Origin of the sequence: Microbacterium sp. CH-015, assembly GCF_049707015.1 — a bacterium.
Lineage (GTDB): Bacteria > Actinomycetota > Actinomycetes > Actinomycetales > Microbacteriaceae > Microbacterium > Microbacterium aurum.
This window is the reverse complement of sequence record NZ_JBNAFJ010000001.1, coordinates 423,200-440,778: the sequence shown is the minus strand read 5'-3', so window position 1 is coordinate 440,778 and position 17,579 is coordinate 423,200. Positions and strand designations below refer to the sequence as shown.

Below are 17,579 nucleotides of genomic sequence, written 5' to 3'. Positions count from 1 at the left end.
CTTTCGGAACAGCATCACCCCGGAACGGGACCGAGCGCCGGGTCTGGGCGCCGGCCGCGCCGCGCCCCGGGAGCGCGCGGCGCGCCGCGTCAGTCGCCGAGGGCGGTGACCACGGCGTCGTGGCGCACCGGGAATTTCACCGAGTTGGCGATGAAACACCACTCGTGAGCCTGCGCGTGCGCGGCCTCGGCCGCCTCGATCATGGATGCCGCCGCCACCACGACCCGCGGATGGAGCGTCACCTCGGTGAACGCGCCCCCGCCGCGGCCGTCCTCGGTCATGAGCCCCGTCGCGTCGTCGTCGTAGGAGACGACGACGACGCCCGCCTGCACACACGCGTGCAGGTACGACAGCAGATGGCACTCCGACAGCGCCGCCAGCAGCAGGTCCTCCGGGTTCCACTTCGCGCCGTCGCCGCGGAACGGGCGGTCGCTCGAGGCGGCGAGGTCCGGCTTGCCGTCGATCGAGATCGTGACCGAGCGGTCGTAGTCTCGGTATCCGCTCGTCCCGGCCCCCCGGTTGCCCGTCCAGCGACTGCGCAGCGCGTAGCGATGTTCACCCAGCATCCGGTCAGTCTGCCACGGTGCCAGGACGCGCAGGCGGACGCCGGCACCACCCCGGCAACACCCCGGCACCACCACTCGGGCCACCCCGGCCCGCACGGCGCGCGGCGATAGGCTGGCGGGGTGGCAGAGACCTTTCCGGTGACCGGGGCCGTCGAGCTCGCCGTCGTCGAGCGCAGCGGCTTCGTGGAGTCGCGCCACGCGGGAGCGGCGATCGTGCTCGACCCGGACGGCGTGGTCCAGACCACCCTCGGCGACGTCGACACGCCGATCCTCCCCCGCTCCAGCCTCAAGCCGCTGCAGGCGCTCGGGTGCCTCACCGCCGGCGTGACGCTGGACGGCGAGCGCCTCGCCCTGGCCACCGCGAGCCACGCGGGCACCGACCGTCACGTCGCCGTCGTCCGCGACATCCTCCGCTCCGCCGGCCTCGGCGAAGACGACCTCAGCTGCCCGCCGTCCTGGCCCACCGATACCGCCACTCGCGACGAGATGGTCCGCGAGCTCGGCCGGCCGGAGCGGGTGCGCATGAACTGCTCCGGCAAGCACGCCACCATGCTGGCCGCTTGCGTCGCGCGCGGCTGGGACACCGCCGGGTATCTCGATCCCGAGCATCCGCTGCAGCTGCACATCCGCGAGGTCGTCGAGCGGCTGACGGGCGCGAAGGTCGCCGCGACCGCCGTCGACGGCTGCGGCGCACCTGTGCACGCGATGAGCCTGACGGCGCTCGCGCGCGCCGCGCACCGCATCGGGACGGCCTCCGAACGCTCGCCGTTCGCGCTGCACCGTCTGGCGGGCACGCTCGTGCGGGCGGTGCGCGAGAACCCGTGGGCCATCGACGGCCCCGGACGCCCCGACACGATCGCCATCGAGCGCCTGGGCGTGTTCGCGAAGGGCGGCGCCGAAGGCGTCATGATCATGACCGCGCCGAACGGGGTGACCGTCGCCCTCAAGGTGCTCGACGGCAGCGGACGCGCCGCGACCGCCATCGCCCTCACGCTGCTCGTACGCGCCGGCGCCCTCGCGGCCGCCGATGTCGCCGGCGTGATCACCCAGCTTCCGTTGACCGTGACCGGCGGCGGAAACCCGGTCGGCCTCATCCGGCCGACGATATAGCCGTCCCGACGCTCACGAGGCCGACGGACTCAAGGAGGAGTCTCATGCGCATCTGTGTCCCCACCGAGATCAAGAACAACGAGTACCGGGTGGCCCTGACCCCCGCGGGGGTCCATGACCTCACCGCCGCCGGCCACGAGGTCGCGGTGCAGCGCGGCGCCGGCGCCGGCTCGTCGATGAGCGACGACGAGTATGCCGCGGCCGGCGCGATCCTGCTCGACGACCCCGCCGAGATCTGGGCGCGCGCCGAGCTGCTGCTGAAGGTGAAGGAGCCGATCGCCGCGGAGTACGACTACTTCCGCGACGACCTCGTGCTGTTCACCTATCTGCATCTGGCGGCCGATCGGCCACTGACCGATCGCCTGCTCGCCGACGGCGTCACCGCGATCGCCTACGAAACCGTGCAGCTGCCGGGCGGCACGCTGCCGCTGCTCGCGCCGATGAGCGAGGTCGCGGGACGTCTCGCCCCGACCGTGGGGGCGGCGACGCTGCTGCGCTCCGCGGGCGGACTCGGACTGCTGATGTCGGGCGTGCCGGGCACCCGCCCGGCATCCGTCACGGTCATCGGCGGGGGCGTCGCCGGTGCCAACGCCGCCGTGATCGCTGCAGGGCTGGGGGCGGACGTCACCATCTTCGACACGAACATCCAGCGCCTGCGCTTTCTCGACGACCACTTCCAGGGGCGCGTCAAGACCGCCGCATCGAATCCGCTGGACCTCGACCGCGCCGTTGTCGGCTCTGACCTCGTCATCGGGTCGGTGCTCATCCCGGGCGCGAAGGCGCCGAAGCTCGTGACCAACGACATGGTCGCGCGGATGCGGCCCGGTTCGGTGCTCGTCGACATCGCCGTGGACCAGGGCGGATGCTTCGAGGACACCCATCCGACCACGCACGCCGATCCGACCTTCCCGGTACACGGCAGCGTGTTCTACTGCGTCGCCAACATGCCCGGCGCCGTGCCGAACACGTCGACCTCGGCCCTGACCAACGCGACGCTGCCCTACGTCCGCCGGATCGCCTCGGCGGGATGGCGCGAGGCGCTGCGCACCGACCCCGCGCTGGCGCTCGGCCTGAACACGACGGGCGGCCACGCCGTCAATGCCGGTGTCGCCGCGGCGCACGACCTGTCGGCCGCCGCTCTCGAGGACGTCCTCGTCTGACCGCGACGGGGCCGCGGGCGGCCCGATCGGCGCCGTCCGCGGTCACCGCGGCAGGACGACGCGTACGACGTCACCGCCCGGACGAAGCAGCCACGCACGATCCGCGCCGGGGCGGGCGTACGGCGGCAGCTCGCGCTGCCCGGTGAGGGAGCGGTACTCCGGCGCGCACTCCGCCGCGATCACGACGTCGCCCGCCGCCCGCATCGCGGCGAGCAGCCGCCACTGCCCGAGCCACGCCTCCGGCGTGCCCCAGACGACGCTCCCCGGCGCCGCAGCCGCTCCGGTGCCCGCCGCAGCCGATCCGGCGCCCGGCGCGGTCGCCCCGGCAGGACCGGCGGATGCCGCGGCCTCGTCCACCGTGGACAGGCGCACGCCTCCGCCGGCGAACCGCTCGGCCGACACCCCGGGAGGCAGCACGAGGGCCGTGGGCGTCCGCCCGGGCCGCCAGAATCGCAGCTGCCCGGGCGCCGCACCCGCGGCGGCGCCGGGCACAGCACTCGGCCCCGCACCCTGCGCCGCACCCCCGGCCGCGGCCGGGAACGCCGCGTCCGCCGGCGCATCCGGCATCGCGAACTGCACGAGCCGCCGCCCCCACCGGCCGCGTCCGGGCGGCTGATCGCCGGCGTAGTCGGCAGATTCACCACCCGCCGCGACGTGATCGGCGCGGGAGGCCAGCGGCAGCAGCGCCCGCCCCGGCAGAAGCTCGATCGTCCGCGACAGCGCACCCGACACACGCGCTGCCGCCACGACGACGAGCATCCCCCGGCCGCGCGCCTCGCGCGCGGCGCGCTCCAGTCGCGCCAGCCATTCCGCGGTGTACTCGGCGGGCAATCGACCGGCGATGACGTCGGCGTCGTCGACGAGCAGCGCCGTCCCGCCCGGCGCCGCATCGACCGCGGCCAGCGCGTCCCACGCTCCCTCCGGGTCGGCGGGGACCCACACGACCCGCGGATGCTGGGCCGCGACCGTCCGCAGCAGCGTCGTGCGACCGCTACCCGACTCTCCCACCACAGCGAACCCGCCGCACGCACCGACGGCGTCCCCGCCCGGCGCACCCCCGACCGCAGCATCCGCCCCGCCCGCCGCCGCCACCACGCCCGGCAGCAGCAGCGCCGGCTGCCGCTGATGCTCGGGCTCGTCGACGAGTCCGAGCGCGATCCGACCGGGTTCCGCGACACGCGACAGCGGCACGAGCGCGGGGAGCGCGGGCAGCCACGGCGCCCGGGCGCGCTCGGCCGTGGGCGCCGAACCGGCGACCGCGGCGAGATCGCCGGGCGCGCACCGTGCGACGCGTACGCGGAGGGCCGCGGAGTCGGCGGCGCGACGCACGAACGCCACGCCCCGGGCGCTGGGCGCACCGGGCAGGTGCGCGGCTTCGTCGGTGCCGAGCACGGCGCGCGAGTCGGCGGCATCGGTCACCCGCAGCGCGATCCGCAGCGGCGCGTTGGCGAGCACCGCGTCGCGGAACGATCCGGCGGCGCGCTGCGAGGCGAGCACCAGGTGCATGCCGAGCGCGCGGCCGCGCGCGGCGATGTCGCCGAACAGCTCGTGCAGCCCCGGGTGGGCGGCCACGAGCGCGGCGTACTCGTCGACGACGATCACAAGGCGCGACAGGATGCCGGGGTCATCGCCGATCTCCCGCGCCCCCGCCGCCGCGAGCACCCCCTCCCGGTGCCGGACCTCGGCACACAGGCTCTCCACGGCGCGGAGCGCCTCGGCGTCATCGAGGTCGGTGAGCACCCCCGCGACGTGCGGCAGACCGGCGAGCGCATCGAAGGTGCGGCCGCCCTTGAAGTCGACGAGCAGGAACGACACTTCCCGCGCGGTGCGGCCGCGGCACATCCCGGCGACCCACGTGGTCAGCAGCTCGCTCTTGCCCGCCCCGGTGACGCCGATGACGACGGCGTGCGGACCGTCGGCGACGAGATCGACGACGACCGCCTCTCCTCCGGACGATCCGATCGACGTCGCCAACGATCCCGCCGACGGCGCCGCGGCGGGCAGATCCGCGAACGCGACCGCACCGTCGATCCGCTGCCCCAACTGGGCGGCCCGCGCCGCGAGTTCGCCGGCGACGGTGAGCGCCTGACCGGCGGACACCGCCTCGACGCGGACCTCGCGCGTGGCGCCGCCGTGCTCCAGCCGCGCCCGCCCGGGCGCCGTCAGCGTCAGTACCGCCGCGCACCGCGGCGGTGGAGGCGCGCCGTCCGCGACGCGCACGATCGGGATGTCGACGTCGTCCGGCACACTGCGTCCCGGCGGCGCCACGAGCAGGGTCGCGCCACCGGCGGCCTCGCGCTGCGGCAGCCGCGCCGGCAGCGCGTCGGCATCCCGCTCACCGGCACCCACGACGCGCACACGGCCCGGCGGATGCGCGAGACACACCTGCAGCGCGAGCGCGCGCGCGACCGCCGCGGCGGCGGGTGCGGGTCCGCAGACCGCGATGCCCGCCCGCAGCGGCACCGCGACGGGCGCGTCCTCGAGCAGCCGCGCGCGTCGCCGCACGGCGCGGGCGGCGTCGTCGTGCGGCTCGCCGTCCACGCGCACCGCGCTCCGGGCGGTGCCGCGCCCGACGACGACGACCTCCTCCCGCCCCGGAACCTGGCGCCAGATCTCGTCGGGTGCGGCGCAGTATCCCGCGACGTCGGGCGTCCGCGCCCAGGCCCGGCGTCGTTCGTCGGCGTGACGCTCGGCGAGCGCCGCGTCGATCGCGGCCAGTTCCGTCGCGGCCTGACGGCGTGCCCTGCGGGCGACGCGTCGCGATCCGCGCAGCCCGTCTGCGAACCCGGCGATCGCCAGCACCGGGCCGAGGGCGGCGAACCAGAGCGAGTAGACCGAACCGGTCAGCCGCCAGAGGACCACGGCGCCGATGACGGGCACGACGGCGGTGAGGAGGGGAATCGCCGGTCGCGGTGGCGCCGGCGGGGGTGCGGGCAGCCGGATCGCGTCGCCGGCATCCGTGTCGAGGTCCTCGTGATGCATGCGCGACAGTCAAGCGCGTCGCCGCGCCGCGCGGCGCCCGAAAGGGCGGATCGGTGGAGGACTCGCGTCAGTCGGCAGTTGGGGAGGAGGCGATGCGGCGCACGTTCACCACGATGATCGTGATGTTGTCGCGCCCGCCGTTCTCCAGCGCCGCCTCGAGCATGTCGTCCGCGGCCTCGGTGGGGTCCTCGTGCTGCAGCAGGAAGTGCAGGATGCCGTAGTCGGTGAGTTCTTTCGTGAGACCGTCGCTGCACACCACGAATCGGTCGCCGTCCTGCACCTCGAGACGCACGTAGTCCGGCGAGACGCCGTCCGACGGCCCGACGGCGCGGGTGATCACGTTGCCGTAGGGGTGGTTCTCGGCTTCTTCGGGGCTGAGGCGCCCCGCGGAGATGAGCTCCTGGACGACCGAATGGTCGGTCGTGACCTGCGCGAGCCCGCCGTCGCGGAACAGGTACACCCGCGAATCCCCGATGTTGAGAGTCACCCACGTGGGTTCGGGGGTGGAGGTGTCGAGGTACACGCCGGTGACCGTCGTGCCGGTCCCGTCGTCGGTGGCTTCAGGGTGGGAGGCGATGTCGGCGACGGCCCGGGCCAGCGCCTTCTCGATCGTCTTCGGCGTCACCTCGCCCTTGGCGACGACGGCGCGCAGCCGCTCGATCGTGCGGGAACTCGCGATCTCGCCGCCGATGTGCCCGCCCATGCCGTCGGCCACGACGAACAGCGGATACTGGGCGAGCACGGCATCCTGGTTCACCTCGCGGCGGCGACCGGTGTGGGTGATCGCCGACCACTGCAGTTCCAGCGCACCGTCCTGCAGCGGGACGGTGCGCGACTGGGTCGCGGCTTCGGGCACGGTCACACTCTAGTGGACGCTTCCCCCGCCCACGGGCGCGACGGGCGCGCCGGGCGCCGCATCGCCCTCGTCGATGGCGGCCTCGAACTGCGCGTCGTACAGGCGGCGGTACGCACCGTGCGCGGCCAGCAGTTCGTCGTGTGCGCCCTGCTCGACGATCGCGCCGTCCTCCATCACCAGGATGAGGTCGGCGTCGCGGATCGTCGACAGCCGGTGCGCGATGACGAACGCGGTCCGGTCGGCCCGCAGCCGCGACATGGCGCGCTGGATCAGCAGCTCGGTGCGCGTGTCGACCGAGCTGGTCGCCTCGTCGAGGATGAGGATGCGGGGGTCGGCGAGGAACGCGCGCGCGATCGTCACGAGCTGACGCTCACCCACCGACAGGTTCGTCGCCTCATCATCGAGGACGGTGTCGTACCCGTCCGGCAGCCCGTGGACGAACCGGTCGACGTAGGCGGCCGTGGCCGCCTGCACGATCTCCTCCTCGGTGGCGTTGGGGCGGCCGTAGGCGATGTTGTCGCGGATCGTGCCGGCGAACAGCCACGTGTCCTGCAGCACCATGCCGGTGCGCCCACGCAGGTCGGCGCGCGTCATCCGCTGCGTGTCGACGCCGTCGAGGGAGATGGTCCCGGCATCCACGTCGTAGAAGCGCATGATGAGGTTCACGAGCGTCGTCTTGCCGGCGCCGGTCGGGCCGACGATCGCGACCGTGCTGCCGGGATGCGCCTGCAGCGACAGGTCGTCGATGAGCGGCTTGTCGGCGGCGTAGCGGAACGAGACATCGGTGAAGGCGAGCTCGGCGGCATCCGGGGCGGGAGAGTCGGCGGGGTCGGGATCGGGCTCCTGCTCGGGCTCGTCGAGGAGCTCGAAGACCCGCTCGGCACTCGCGACGCCGGACTGCAGCAGGTTCGCCATCGACCCCAGCTGGCTGAGCGGCTGGGTGAACTGGCGGGAGTACTGGATGAACGCCTGCACATCGCCGATCGACAGCAGCCCGCCGGCGACCTGCAGACCGCCGACGACGGCGATCGCGACGTACACGAGGTTGCCGATGAACATCATCGACGGCATGATCACGCCGGAGAGGAACTGCGCGCCGAAGCTCGCACGGTACACCTCGTCGTTCTCCGTCGCGAAGTCCGCCTCGACGGCCTTCTGGTGACCGAAGACCTTGACGACGGCGTGGCCGGAGTAGGTCTCCTCGACGCGGGCATTGAGGATGCCGGTGGCCTTCCACTGGGCGATGAACAGCTTCTGCGACCGCCGTGCCACGAGCATCGTGACCGCGACGGTCAACGGGATGGTGACGAGCGCGATCACCGCCAGCAGCGGCGAGATGACGAACATCATGACGAGCACACCCACGACCGTCAGCAGCGACATGATCACCTGCGACAGCGTCTGCTGCATCGTCTGACCGATGTTGTCGACGTCGTTGGTCACCCGGCTGAGCAGCTCACCGCGCTGCACGCGGTCGAAGTACGACAGCGGCAGCCGGTGGATCTTCTCCTCGACCTGTACGCGCAGTCGGTGCATCGCGCGTTGCACGATGCCGTTGAGCACCCGCGCCTGCACCCAGTTGAACACCGACGCGAAGATGTAGACCGCGAGGACGGCGACCATGATCGCGGCCAGCCGGGCGAAGTCGATGCCGGCACCGGGGGTGAAATCCATTGCCGAGAGCATGTCGGCCTGCTGCTGGTTGCCGCTCGCGACGAGCTGGTCGATGACCTGCTGCTTGGTCGCTCCCGCCGGCACCTGCATCGAGATGAACCCGGCGAAGACGATGTTGGTGCCCTCGCCGAGGATCTTCGGGCCCAGCACCGACAGCGTCACCGACACCACGCCGAGGACGAGGACGGTGACGAGCCGCGCCGAGTCCACGCGCAGCGTGCCGAGCAGCCGCTTGGCGCTCGGGCCGAAGTTCTGCGCCTTCTGTCCGGGCGCCCCGCCGGCCATCGGCCCGCGGGGACCGGGTCCGCGCCCCGGGCCGCTCACGAGGTGGCCTCCGCCGCCAGCTGGGACTCCACGATCTCGCGGTAGGTCTCGCTCGACGCGACGAGCTCGTCGTGCGTGCCGATGCCCACCATGCGGCCGTGGTCGAGCACGACGATCTGGTCGGCGTGGCGGATCGTCGACACCCGCTGCGCGACGACGATCCGCGTCGCGCCGGGGAGATGGGTGTCCAGCGCGCGGCGCAACGCGGCATCCGTCTGCAGATCCAGCGCCGAGAACGAGTCGTCGAAGATGTAGATCTCGGGGCGCTTGACCAGCGCCCGGGCGATCGCGAGGCGCTGCCGCTGACCGCCCGACACGTTCGTGCCGCCCTGGGCGATGGGCGCGTCCAGCCCGCCGGGGAGCGCCTGCACGAAGTCCTTCGCCTGCGCGAGCTCGAGCGCGCGCCAGAGGTCGTCGTCGGTCGCGGCGGCGTCGCCGTAGCGCAGGTTCGACGCGATCGTGCCGGCGAACAGGAACGCCCGCTGCGGCACGAGTCCGACGCGGTCCCACAAGTCGTCCGGGTCCATGCGGCGGACGTCCACCCCGTCGACCGTGACCGCTCCTCCGGTGACGTCGAACAGGCGCGCGATGAGACCGACGAGCGTGGACTTGCCCGCACCGGTCGAGCCGATGACGGCGGTCGTCGTGCCCGGCTCGGCGTCGAAGCTGATGTGCTGCAGCACGGGCGCGTCGGCGCCCGGGTAGGTGAACTCGACGTCGTCGAACACGACGCGGCCACCGGCCCGGGTCGCCGTCACCGCCGACGCGGGCGCCTCCACGGAGGGCTCGGTGTGCAGCACGGCGCCGATGCGGTCGGCGCACACCGCGGCGCGCGGGATCATGACGAACATGAAGGTCGCCATCATGACCCCCATGAGGATCTGCATCATGTAGGTGAGGAAGGCGAACAGCGTGCCGATCTGCACGCCGTGGTTCTGCACCTGCTCGGCGCCGAACCAGATGACGGCGACGGACGAGACGTTCATGACGAGCATGACGGCGGGGAACATCAGCGCCATGAGATTGCCCGCGCGCAGCCCGGTCGCCATGACGTCCGCGCTCGCCGCCGTGAAGCGGGTGCGCTCCTCGTCTTCGCGGACGAAGGCACGGACGACGCGGATGCCGGTGAGCTGCTCGCGCATGATCTGGTTGATGCGGTCGATGCGCGCCTGCATCTTCGTGAACGCGGGGACCATCCGCACGACGATGAGGGACACGATCACCAGCAGCACGGGGACCGAGACGGCCATGAGCCACGACAGGCCGACGTCCTGGCGGACGGCCATCACGATGCCGCCGATCGCGAGCATGGGGGCCGACACCATGACCGTCGCCGACATCTGCACGAGCATCTGCACCTGCTGCACGTCGTTGGTGTTGCGGGTGATCAGCGACGGCGCGCCGAACTGTCCGACCTCGCGCTGCGAGAACGCGACGACGCGGTGGAAGAGGTCGGCGCGGACGGTCCTGCCCATGCCCATCGCCAGGCGCGAGCCGAAGTACACCGCGACGAGGGAGCACACCACCTGAACGGCGCTGACCCCCAGCATGACGGCGCCAGTGCGCCAGATGTACCCGATGTCGCCGGTGACGACGCCGTGGTCGATGATGTCGGCGTTCAACGTGGGCAGCATGAGCGAGGCGATCGACTGCCCCAGCTGGAACACGATCACCAGCGTCACGAGCGGCCACGCCGGCGCGAGATAGCGCACGAGGATCTTGCCGAGCACGGCATCCCCTTCCTGCGTCCGCGACGACGGGCGCGGATCGCCGCTACGCTCGAGCCGCCGACCGGTTCAACCGTGTTCCTGCGCTGTCAGCGAACCCCGCGTGCTCGCGCCCGGTCCTGCGCATCGATAGCCTGGCCACAGCATCCACAGGGAGGACCCCATGACCGACGCGAACACCCCCACCCCACCGCCGCTGCCGGACCGCCCCGCCGCCGAGGCGGCGCGCGCCGGGGCCGCCCCCGTGGGAACCGCGGGCGCCGAGGGCATCGCCGGGGTGGACGACACCGGCGTCCCCCGCCTGACCGGAGATCTCGACGACATCGGCCGCGGCTTCCTCGCCGCGCTGTTCGACCTGACCTTCACCCGGTTCATCACGCGTCGGCTGGCGAGCGTCTTCTACCTCGTGGGGCTCGTCGCCATCGGCATCTCGTTCGTCGCGGCGTTCGTCGGCGGCATCGTGTCGGGCATCGGCGCGCTGTGGTGGAACCCCGGCGGCGGCATCGCGCTGATCGTGTCGACGATCATCGTCGTCCCGGTGCTGGCGTTCCTCGCGGTCGTCGTGCTCCGCTTCGTGATCGAAGCCGGTGTCGCCCTCGTCGCGATCGCCGAGAACACCGAGCGCACGGCAGCGAACACGCGGCGCTGAGCTCACACGACGAGGTCGAGCTCCCCCTCGGCGCCGGCACGGACGTCGAGACCCGCGGCGCCGGCCCAGTCGATCAAGCCGCGTGCGGTGGCGATGCGGGGCCGCGAGGTCGCCAGAGCCCGCACGAGGTCGCCCTTGGCGTGCTTGTTGAAGTGGTTGAGCGCGCGCGTCGTGCCGTCGGCGCCGCGCGTGACGACACGCAGGTACGCCGAGCGGATGCCGGCGGGCACCGGCCCGAGCGCCGCGTACGCCTCCGAGCGCAGGTCGAGCACGAACGTCGGCGCCGCCGCGGCCAGGGCGTCGGTGACGGCGTCGGCCCACAGCCGGCGCAGCGGCGGCAGGCCCGGCAACGTCGTGCCGGCGGCGAGTCGGTACGCCGGAATGGCGTCGAGCGCTCCCACCGGGCCGAACGGCGCGGAGTGGATGAGGACGTGGCCGCCGAGCCACCGCCGCGCGGCGGCGTCGAGCGTCCCGGCATCCAGCGCGTCGTAGAGCACCCCCGTGTACCGGTCGACGGCGGGGAGCGTCGGCGCCGTGCGCAGCGCGGCGTTCCCGGCGATCTCACCGCGCTGGCGTGCGGAGAGCTTCAGCACGCGCGCGGCGGCGTCCTCGTCGGCGCTCAGGGCGGCCAGCGCCTCGATCACCGCCGCGCGCTGCGGGGCGAGCTGCGGCAGCGCGAGGGTGTCGAGGTCGAGGGCGCGCGCCCGACCCCCGGGGCGCTTGGTCTCGCTCGGCGGCAGCAGGATCAGCATCCGTGCCCTTTCATGCGAGAAACCACTCCCCGCTCGAGGAACCACGCGTGACGTGGTTTCTGGAGCGGAAAGTGGTTTCTCGGCGGGAGGTGTGGTCAGGACTGCAGGCTGGCGTGACCGGCGACGATGGTGAGCTCGTCGTTCTCCATCGACAGGAACCCGTCGTCGGCGCTCGCGATCACCTTGGAGCCGTCAGCCTGGGTGATGCGCACCTGGCCCTCGGCGAGGATCGCCAGCACCGGCTCGTGGCCCGACATGAAGCCGATCTCGCCCTCGACGGTCTTCGCCACGACGAGGGAGGCCTCGCCGTGCCAGACCTCCTCCTCGGCGGAGACGAGGGTGACGGTGAGAGGCATCTCAGCTGTTCTCCTTCTGGATCTTCGCCCACTTCTCCTCGACGTCGCCGATGCCGCCGACGTTGAAGAACGCCTGCTCGGCGACGTGGTCGAAGTCACCCTTGACGATCGCGTCGAACGACTCGATCGTCTCCTTGATCGGGACCGTGGAGCCCTCGACACCGGTGAACTTCTTAGCCATGTAGGTGTTCTGCGAGAGGAACTGCTGGATGCGGCGCGCGCGGGCCACGACGACCTTGTCCTCTTCGGACAGCTCGTCGACACCGAGGATCGCGATGATCTCCTGCAGTTCCTTGTTCTTCTGCAGGATCTGCTTCACGGCGGTCGCCACGCGGTAGTGGTCGGCGCCGATGTAGCGCGGGTCGAGGATGCGGCTGGTCGATGCCAGGGGGTCGACGGCGGGGTACAGACCCTTCGACGCGATCTCACGGCTGAGCTCGGTCGTCGCGTCAAGGTGCGCGAACGTCGTCGCCGGCGCGGGGTCGGTGTAGTCGTCGGCGGGCACGTAGATCGCCTGCAGCGAGGTGATCGAGTGACCGCGGGTCGAGGTGATGCGCTCCTGGAGCACACCCATCTCGTCGGCGAGGTTGGGCTGGTAACCCACCGCGGACGGCATGCGACCGAGGAGGGTCGAGACCTCGGAACCGGCCTGCGTGAAGCGGAAGATGTTGTCGATGAACAGCAGCACGTCCTGCTTCTGCACGTCGCGGAAGTACTCCGCCATCGTCAGCGCCGACAGGGCCACGCGCAGACGCGTCCCCGGCGGCTCGTCCATCTGACCGAACACGAGCGCGGTCTTGTCGAAGACGCCCGCCTCCTCCATCTCGTGGATGAGGTCGTTGCCCTCACGGGTGCGCTCGCCGACACCGGCGAACACCGACACACCGCCGTGGTCCTGTGCGACGCGCTGGATCATCTCCTGGATGAGGACGGTCTTGCCGACGCCCGCGCCGCCGAAGAGGCCGATCTTGCCACCCTGAACGTACGGGGTGAGCAGGTCGATGACCTTGATGCCGGTCTCGAACATCTGGGTCTTCGACTCGAGCTGGTCGAAGTTCGGCGCCTGGCGGTGGATGCCCCAGCGCTCGGTGACCTCGATCGTCTCGCCCGGCTCGGCGTTCAGCACGTCACCGGTGACGTTGAACACGCGACCCTTGGTGACGTCGCCGACCGGGACCGTGATGGGGCCGCCGGTGTCGCGCACCTCCTGGCCGCGGACCATGCCGTCGGTGGGCTTCAGCGAGATGGCGCGCACGAGGTCGTCGCCGAGGTGCTGGGCGACCTCGAGCGTGATCTCGGTGGACTCACCGTCGATCGTGATCGTCGTCTTCAGCGCGTTGTAGATGTCGGGGATCGCATCGTGCGGGAACTCGATGTCGACGACCGGGCCGGTGACGCGTGCGACGCGCCCGACGACCGTCGTCTCGGTCTTTTCGGCGGTGGCGGTGGCAGTCATTGTCTGTCTCTTTCGGTGTGGTCTGGATGCCGTCGCGGCTTACTTGCCCGACGCGAGCGCGTCGGCGCCGCCGACGATCTCGGCGATCTGCTGGGTGATCTCGGCCTGACGCGCGTTGTTGCGCAGCCGGGTGTAGTCGGTGATGAGCTTGTCGGCGTTGTCGCTCGCGCTCTTCATCGCCTTCTGCGTCGCGGCGTGCTTGGCGGCCGAGGACTGCAGCAGCGCGTTGAACACGCGGCTCTGCACGTACACCGGCAGCAGCGCGTCGAGGACGACCTCGGGGCTCGGCTCGAACTCGTACAGCGGGTACACCGCGTTCGGAGCGGAAGTGGCGGCTTCCACCTCGTCGGCCTCCACGACCTCCAGCGGCAGCAGGCGCACCGTCTCGGGCTCCTGCGTCATCATGCTGACGAAGCGGTTGTAGACGAGGTGGATCTCGTCGACGCCGCCCTGCTCCTCGCCGCCGCGGTCGTAGGCGTCCAGGAGGGCGCCCGCGATCTGCTCGGCGGTGTTGAAGTGCGGGGTGTCGGTGTCGCCGGTCCACTCCCCCGCCGCCGACATGCGACGGAACTGGAAGTAGCCGACGGCCTTGCGGCCGACGAGGAAGTACTCGACCTCTTTGCCCTGCGACCGCAGCAGCTCGCCCAGCTGCAGGCCCTCGCGGAGGATCTGCGAGTTGAACGCGCCGGCCAGGCCCCGGTCACTGGCGAAGATGACCACCGCCGAGCGGCGGATCGTCTCGCGCTCGGTCGTGAGCGGGTGCTGGATGTTCGAGTGGGTCGCCACGGCGGAGACGGCGCGCGTCACGGCCCGCGCGAAGGGCGATGATGCGCGCACGCGCGCCATCGCCTTCTGGATGCGCGAAGCCGCGATGAGTTCCATCGCCTTCGTGATCTTCTTGGTCGTCTGAGCAGAAGCGATCTTCTGCTTGTAGACCCGGAGTTGTGCGCCCATATCAGCCGCGGCGGCCCTTGACGATCTTCTCCTGGTTGACGTCCTCTTCGTGCGCGGCGGCGACCTCTTCGTGACCCGGCTTGTTGATGGCCTGGCCCTTGCCGCCCTGGAACTCCAGGATGAACGCGTCGGTGACCTTCTCGAGCTCTGCAGCCGTGGCGTCGTCGAGGACGTTGGTGTCGCGGAGCGTGTCGAGGATCGTCGTGTTGCGCTTGAGGTAGTCGAGCAGGTCGCGCTCGAAGCGGAGCACATCCTCGACCTCGATGGTGTCGAGCTTGCCGTTGGTGCCGGCCCAGATCGACACGACCTGCTCCTCGACCGGGTACGGGTCGTACTGCGGCTGCTTGAGCAGCTCGGTCAGACGCGCACCGCGCTCGAGCTGACGGCGCGAGGCGGCGTCGAGGTCGGAGGCGAACATCGCGAACGCCTCGAGCGAGCGGTACTGGGCGAGCTCGAGCTTGAGCGTGCCGGAGACCTTCTTGATCGACTTGACCTGGGCGTCACCGCCGACGCGCGACACCGAGATGCCCACGTCGACCGCGGGACGCTGGTTGGCGTTGAACAGGTCGGACTGCAGGAAGATCTGGCCGTCGGTGATCGAGATCACGTTCGTCGGGATGTAGGCCGACACGTCGTTGGCCTTCGTCTCGATGATCGGAAGGCCCGTCATGGAGCCCGCACCGAGTTCGTCCGAGAGCTTCGCGCAGCGCTCGAGCAGACGCGAGTGCAGGTAGAAGACGTCGCCGGGGTAGGCCTCGCGGCCCGGCGGGCGGCGCAGCAGCAGCGACACGGCGCGGTAGGCCTCGGCCTGCTTGGACAGGTCGTCGAAGATGATCAGGACGTGCTTGCCGCCGTACATCCAGTGCTGGCCGATGGCCGAACCGGTGTAGGGGGCGAGGTACTTGAACCCGGCGGGGTCGGATGCCGGGGCCGCGACGATCGTCGTGTACTCCATGGCGCCGGCATCCTCGAGCGCACCCTTGACGGAGGCGATCGTGGAGCCCTTCTGGCCGATGGCGACGTAGATGCAGCGCACCTGCTTGGTGACATCGCCCGAGTCCCAGTTGGACTTCTGGTTGATGATCGTGTCGATCGCGATGGCCGTCTTGCCGGTCTGGCGGTCGCCGATGATGAGCTGGCGCTGGCCACGGCCGACGGGGATCATGGCGTCGATCGCCTTGATGCCGGTCTGCATGGGCTCGTGGACGCTCTTGCGCTGCATGACGCCCGGCGCCTGCAGCTCGAGGGCACGACGACCCTCGGTGGCGATGTCGCCGAGACCGTCGATCGGGTTGCCGAGCGGGTCGACGACACGGCCGAGGTAGCCGTCGCCGACGGCGACCGACAGGACCTCACCGGTGCGGGTGACCTTCTGGCCGGCCTCGATACCGGAGAAGTCGCCGAGCACGACGACACCGATCTCGTTCTCGTCGAGGTTCAGCGCGAGGCCCTCGATGCCGTTCTCGAAGCGGACCAGCTCGTTGGCCATGACGCCGGGAAGACCCTCGACGTGGGCGATGCCGTCGGCCGCGTCGACGACCGTGCCGACCTCGGTCGCACTCGCGGCCGCCGGCTCGTAGGCTGCGACGAAGTCCTTCAGCGCATCCCGGATGGCATCGGGGCTGATGGTGAGATCTGCCATGGTGTTCCTTCTTTTCTAGCCAGCGAGGCGCTGGCGCAAGTCGTTGATTCGGGAAGAGACGGTGCCGTCGATGACGTCGTCGCCGATCTCCACCCGCATGCCGCCGAGGACCTCGGGGTCCACGACGACGTTGACGGCGACGTCGCTGCCGTAGCGGGCGCTGAGAGCCTGCGCGAGGCGCTGCTGCTGCGCGGCATCCGGCGCCGCGGCGACACGCACCGTCGCAACGGTCCGGCCGCGCTCGTCGGCGACGAGGTCGAGAGCACGGTTCAGCAGGGCGCGCACGCGCCGCTCACGCGGCTGCTGCACGAGCTGCGACGCGATGAGCGTCGTCGCCTCACTCGCCTGACCGGAGAACAGCTTCTCGATGAGTGCACCCTTGGCGGATGCGTCACCGAGGCGGCTGCCGAGGGCGAGCTCGAGCTCCGGGTTCGCCGCGACGGTACGGGCGACCTGGAACAGCTCTCCCTCGATGTCAGCGTCCGGCGCACCGATGGCGGCAGCGCGGATCGCGAGCTCCTCGATGCCGGCGATGAGGTCCTCGGTCGAGGACCACCGCTGCGACACCGCCGATGCCGCGAGCTGCACCGAGGTCGCGCCGAAACCGGCGAACACGGTGCGGGCGACCTGGGCGCGCGCCGCTGCCGGCGCGCCCCACGACGAGAGCGCGCCGCTCAGCTGCGCCGACTCGGCAATCTCGCGCGCGGCCGCGAACAGCTCGCGGGCGACCGTGAGGTCACTCACCTTCGCTGCCTTCAGCTCGGCGGTGGTCGTCGCCAGTGCCTGAGTGGTCGCGCTGCCCATTACTTGACCTTCTCGGTCTCGAGCTCGGCGAGGAAGCGGTCGACGACACGCTTGGCCTTCGCGTCGTCGGAGAGGGACTCACCGATGACACCGCTGGCCAGGTCGAGGGCGAGCGTGCCGACCTCACTGCGCAGCGAGACGAGCGCCGACTGGCGCTCCGCCTCGATCTGCGTGTGCGCGGTTGCGGTCAGACGCGCAGCCTCAGCAGACGCGATCTCGCGCGCCTCGGTGATGATCTTCTTGCCGTCCTCACGGGCGGCATCGCGGATCTCACCGGCCTCCTTGCGGGCTTCGGCGAGCTGGGCCGTGTACTCCTCGAGCGCGGCCTCGGCCTTGCGCTGCGCCTCGTCGGCCTTCGCGATGTTGCCTTCGATGGCGACCGCACGCTTGTCGAGCAGATCCTTCATCTTCGGAAGGGCGACCTTCCAGAAGATGAACAGGATGATGACGAAGCAGACCGATGACCAGAGAATGTCGTACCAGGCGGGGATGAGCGGGTTGGGAGCCCCGCCCTCCTCTGCCGCGTACGCGACAAGAGCGTTCAGCATCCTGTCTCCTTAAGAACCG

At 71.3% G+C, this 17,579-nt stretch carries 15 protein-coding genes; 3 read left to right on the top strand and 12 right to left on the bottom strand.

What is annotated here, in order from left to right; translation table 11 throughout:
- Positions 1-89: 89 nt before the first annotated feature.
- Complete coding sequence (locus ACPYN4_RS02055; protein WP_424445501.1) at positions 90-566, bottom strand: OsmC family protein; 477 nt, start codon at positions 564-566, stop codon at positions 90-92.
- 120 nt (positions 567-686) lie between these two features.
- Here ACPYN4_RS02055 and ACPYN4_RS02050 point away from each other — a divergent pair, with 120 nt between their 5' ends.
- Positions 687-1,676, top strand: coding sequence for an asparaginase (locus ACPYN4_RS02050; RefSeq protein ID WP_424445500.1), 990 nt, complete (start codon positions 687-689; stop codon positions 1,674-1,676).
- 44 nt (positions 1,677-1,720) lie between these two features.
- The gene (gene ald / locus ACPYN4_RS02045) at positions 1,721-2,836 is read left to right on the top strand and encodes an alanine dehydrogenase (RefSeq protein WP_239281384.1); all 1,116 of its coding nucleotides are present in this window, start codon (positions 1,721-1,723) and stop codon (positions 2,834-2,836) included.
- A 42-nt stretch (positions 2,837-2,878) separates the two neighbouring features.
- Here the strand turns inward: ald and ACPYN4_RS02040 are convergent, their stop codons facing one another.
- The 4 genes from ACPYN4_RS02040 to ACPYN4_RS02025 all read right to left on the bottom strand — a co-directional run bounded on the left by ACPYN4_RS02040 (position 2,879) and on the right by ACPYN4_RS02025 (position 10,402).
- Complete coding sequence (locus ACPYN4_RS02040) at positions 2,879-5,818, bottom strand: FtsK/SpoIIIE domain-containing protein (RefSeq protein WP_424445499.1); 2,940 nt, start codon at positions 5,816-5,818, stop codon at positions 2,879-2,881.
- A 67-nt stretch (positions 5,819-5,885) separates the two neighbouring features.
- Positions 5,886-6,674 carry a PP2C family protein-serine/threonine phosphatase gene (locus ACPYN4_RS02035; protein ID WP_239282132.1) on the bottom strand — a complete coding sequence of 263 codons (789 nt, stop codon included), beginning with the start codon at positions 6,672-6,674 and terminating at the stop codon, positions 5,886-5,888.
- 9 nt (positions 6,675-6,683) lie between these two features.
- Entirely contained in the window at positions 6,684-8,633 is a 1,950-nt protein-coding gene (locus ACPYN4_RS02030) for an ABC transporter ATP-binding protein (RefSeq protein ID WP_424445743.1), read from the bottom strand.
- 35 nt (positions 8,634-8,668) lie between these two features.
- Entirely contained in the window at positions 8,669-10,402 is a 1,734-nt protein-coding gene (locus ACPYN4_RS02025; RefSeq protein WP_424445498.1) for an ABC transporter ATP-binding protein, read from the bottom strand.
- 160 nt (positions 10,403-10,562) lie between these two features.
- Between ACPYN4_RS02025 and ACPYN4_RS02020 the strand changes: the two genes are divergently transcribed.
- Positions 10,563-11,048 (top strand): DUF4282 domain-containing protein, encoded by a 486-nt coding sequence (locus tag ACPYN4_RS02020; RefSeq protein WP_287270719.1) that lies wholly within the window; start codon positions 10,563-10,565, stop codon positions 11,046-11,048.
- 2 nt (positions 11,049-11,050) lie between these two features.
- Here the strand turns inward: ACPYN4_RS02020 and ACPYN4_RS02015 are convergent, their stop codons facing one another.
- The 7 genes from ACPYN4_RS02015 to ACPYN4_RS01985 all read right to left on the bottom strand — a co-directional run bounded on the left by ACPYN4_RS02015 (position 11,051) and on the right by ACPYN4_RS01985 (position 17,560).
- The gene (locus ACPYN4_RS02015; RefSeq protein WP_424445497.1) at positions 11,051-11,800 is read right to left on the bottom strand and encodes a YaaA family protein; all 750 of its coding nucleotides are present in this window, start codon (positions 11,798-11,800) and stop codon (positions 11,051-11,053) included.
- A gap of 95 nt (positions 11,801-11,895) precedes the next feature.
- Positions 11,896-12,156: a F0F1 ATP synthase subunit epsilon gene (locus ACPYN4_RS02010; RefSeq protein WP_239282129.1), complete on the bottom strand. Its 261-nt coding sequence runs from the start codon at positions 12,154-12,156 to the stop codon at positions 11,896-11,898.
- 1 nt (position 12,157) lies between these two features.
- The gene (gene atpD, locus ACPYN4_RS02005; RefSeq protein WP_239282127.1) at positions 12,158-13,612 is read right to left on the bottom strand and encodes a F0F1 ATP synthase subunit beta; all 1,455 of its coding nucleotides are present in this window, start codon (positions 13,610-13,612) and stop codon (positions 12,158-12,160) included.
- A 39-nt stretch (positions 13,613-13,651) separates the two neighbouring features.
- Positions 13,652-14,566: a F0F1 ATP synthase subunit gamma gene (locus tag ACPYN4_RS02000; RefSeq protein ID WP_076691317.1), complete on the bottom strand. Its 915-nt coding sequence runs from the start codon at positions 14,564-14,566 to the stop codon at positions 13,652-13,654.
- A gap of 1 nt (position 14,567) precedes the next feature.
- Entirely contained in the window at positions 14,568-16,208 is a 1,641-nt protein-coding gene (gene atpA, locus ACPYN4_RS01995; RefSeq protein ID WP_424445496.1) for a F0F1 ATP synthase subunit alpha, read from the bottom strand.
- Positions 16,209-16,223: 15 nt separating this feature from the next.
- Positions 16,224-17,012: a F0F1 ATP synthase subunit delta gene (locus ACPYN4_RS01990; protein WP_424445495.1), complete on the bottom strand. Its 789-nt coding sequence runs from the start codon at positions 17,010-17,012 to the stop codon at positions 16,224-16,226.
- Positions 17,012-17,560 (bottom strand): F0F1 ATP synthase subunit B, encoded by a 549-nt coding sequence (locus tag ACPYN4_RS01985; protein ID WP_424445494.1) that lies wholly within the window; start codon positions 17,558-17,560, stop codon positions 17,012-17,014. Before ACPYN4_RS01985 ends, ACPYN4_RS01990 begins: the two co-directional genes overlap by 1 nt.
- Between the last annotated feature and the right edge of the window lie 19 nt (positions 17,561-17,579).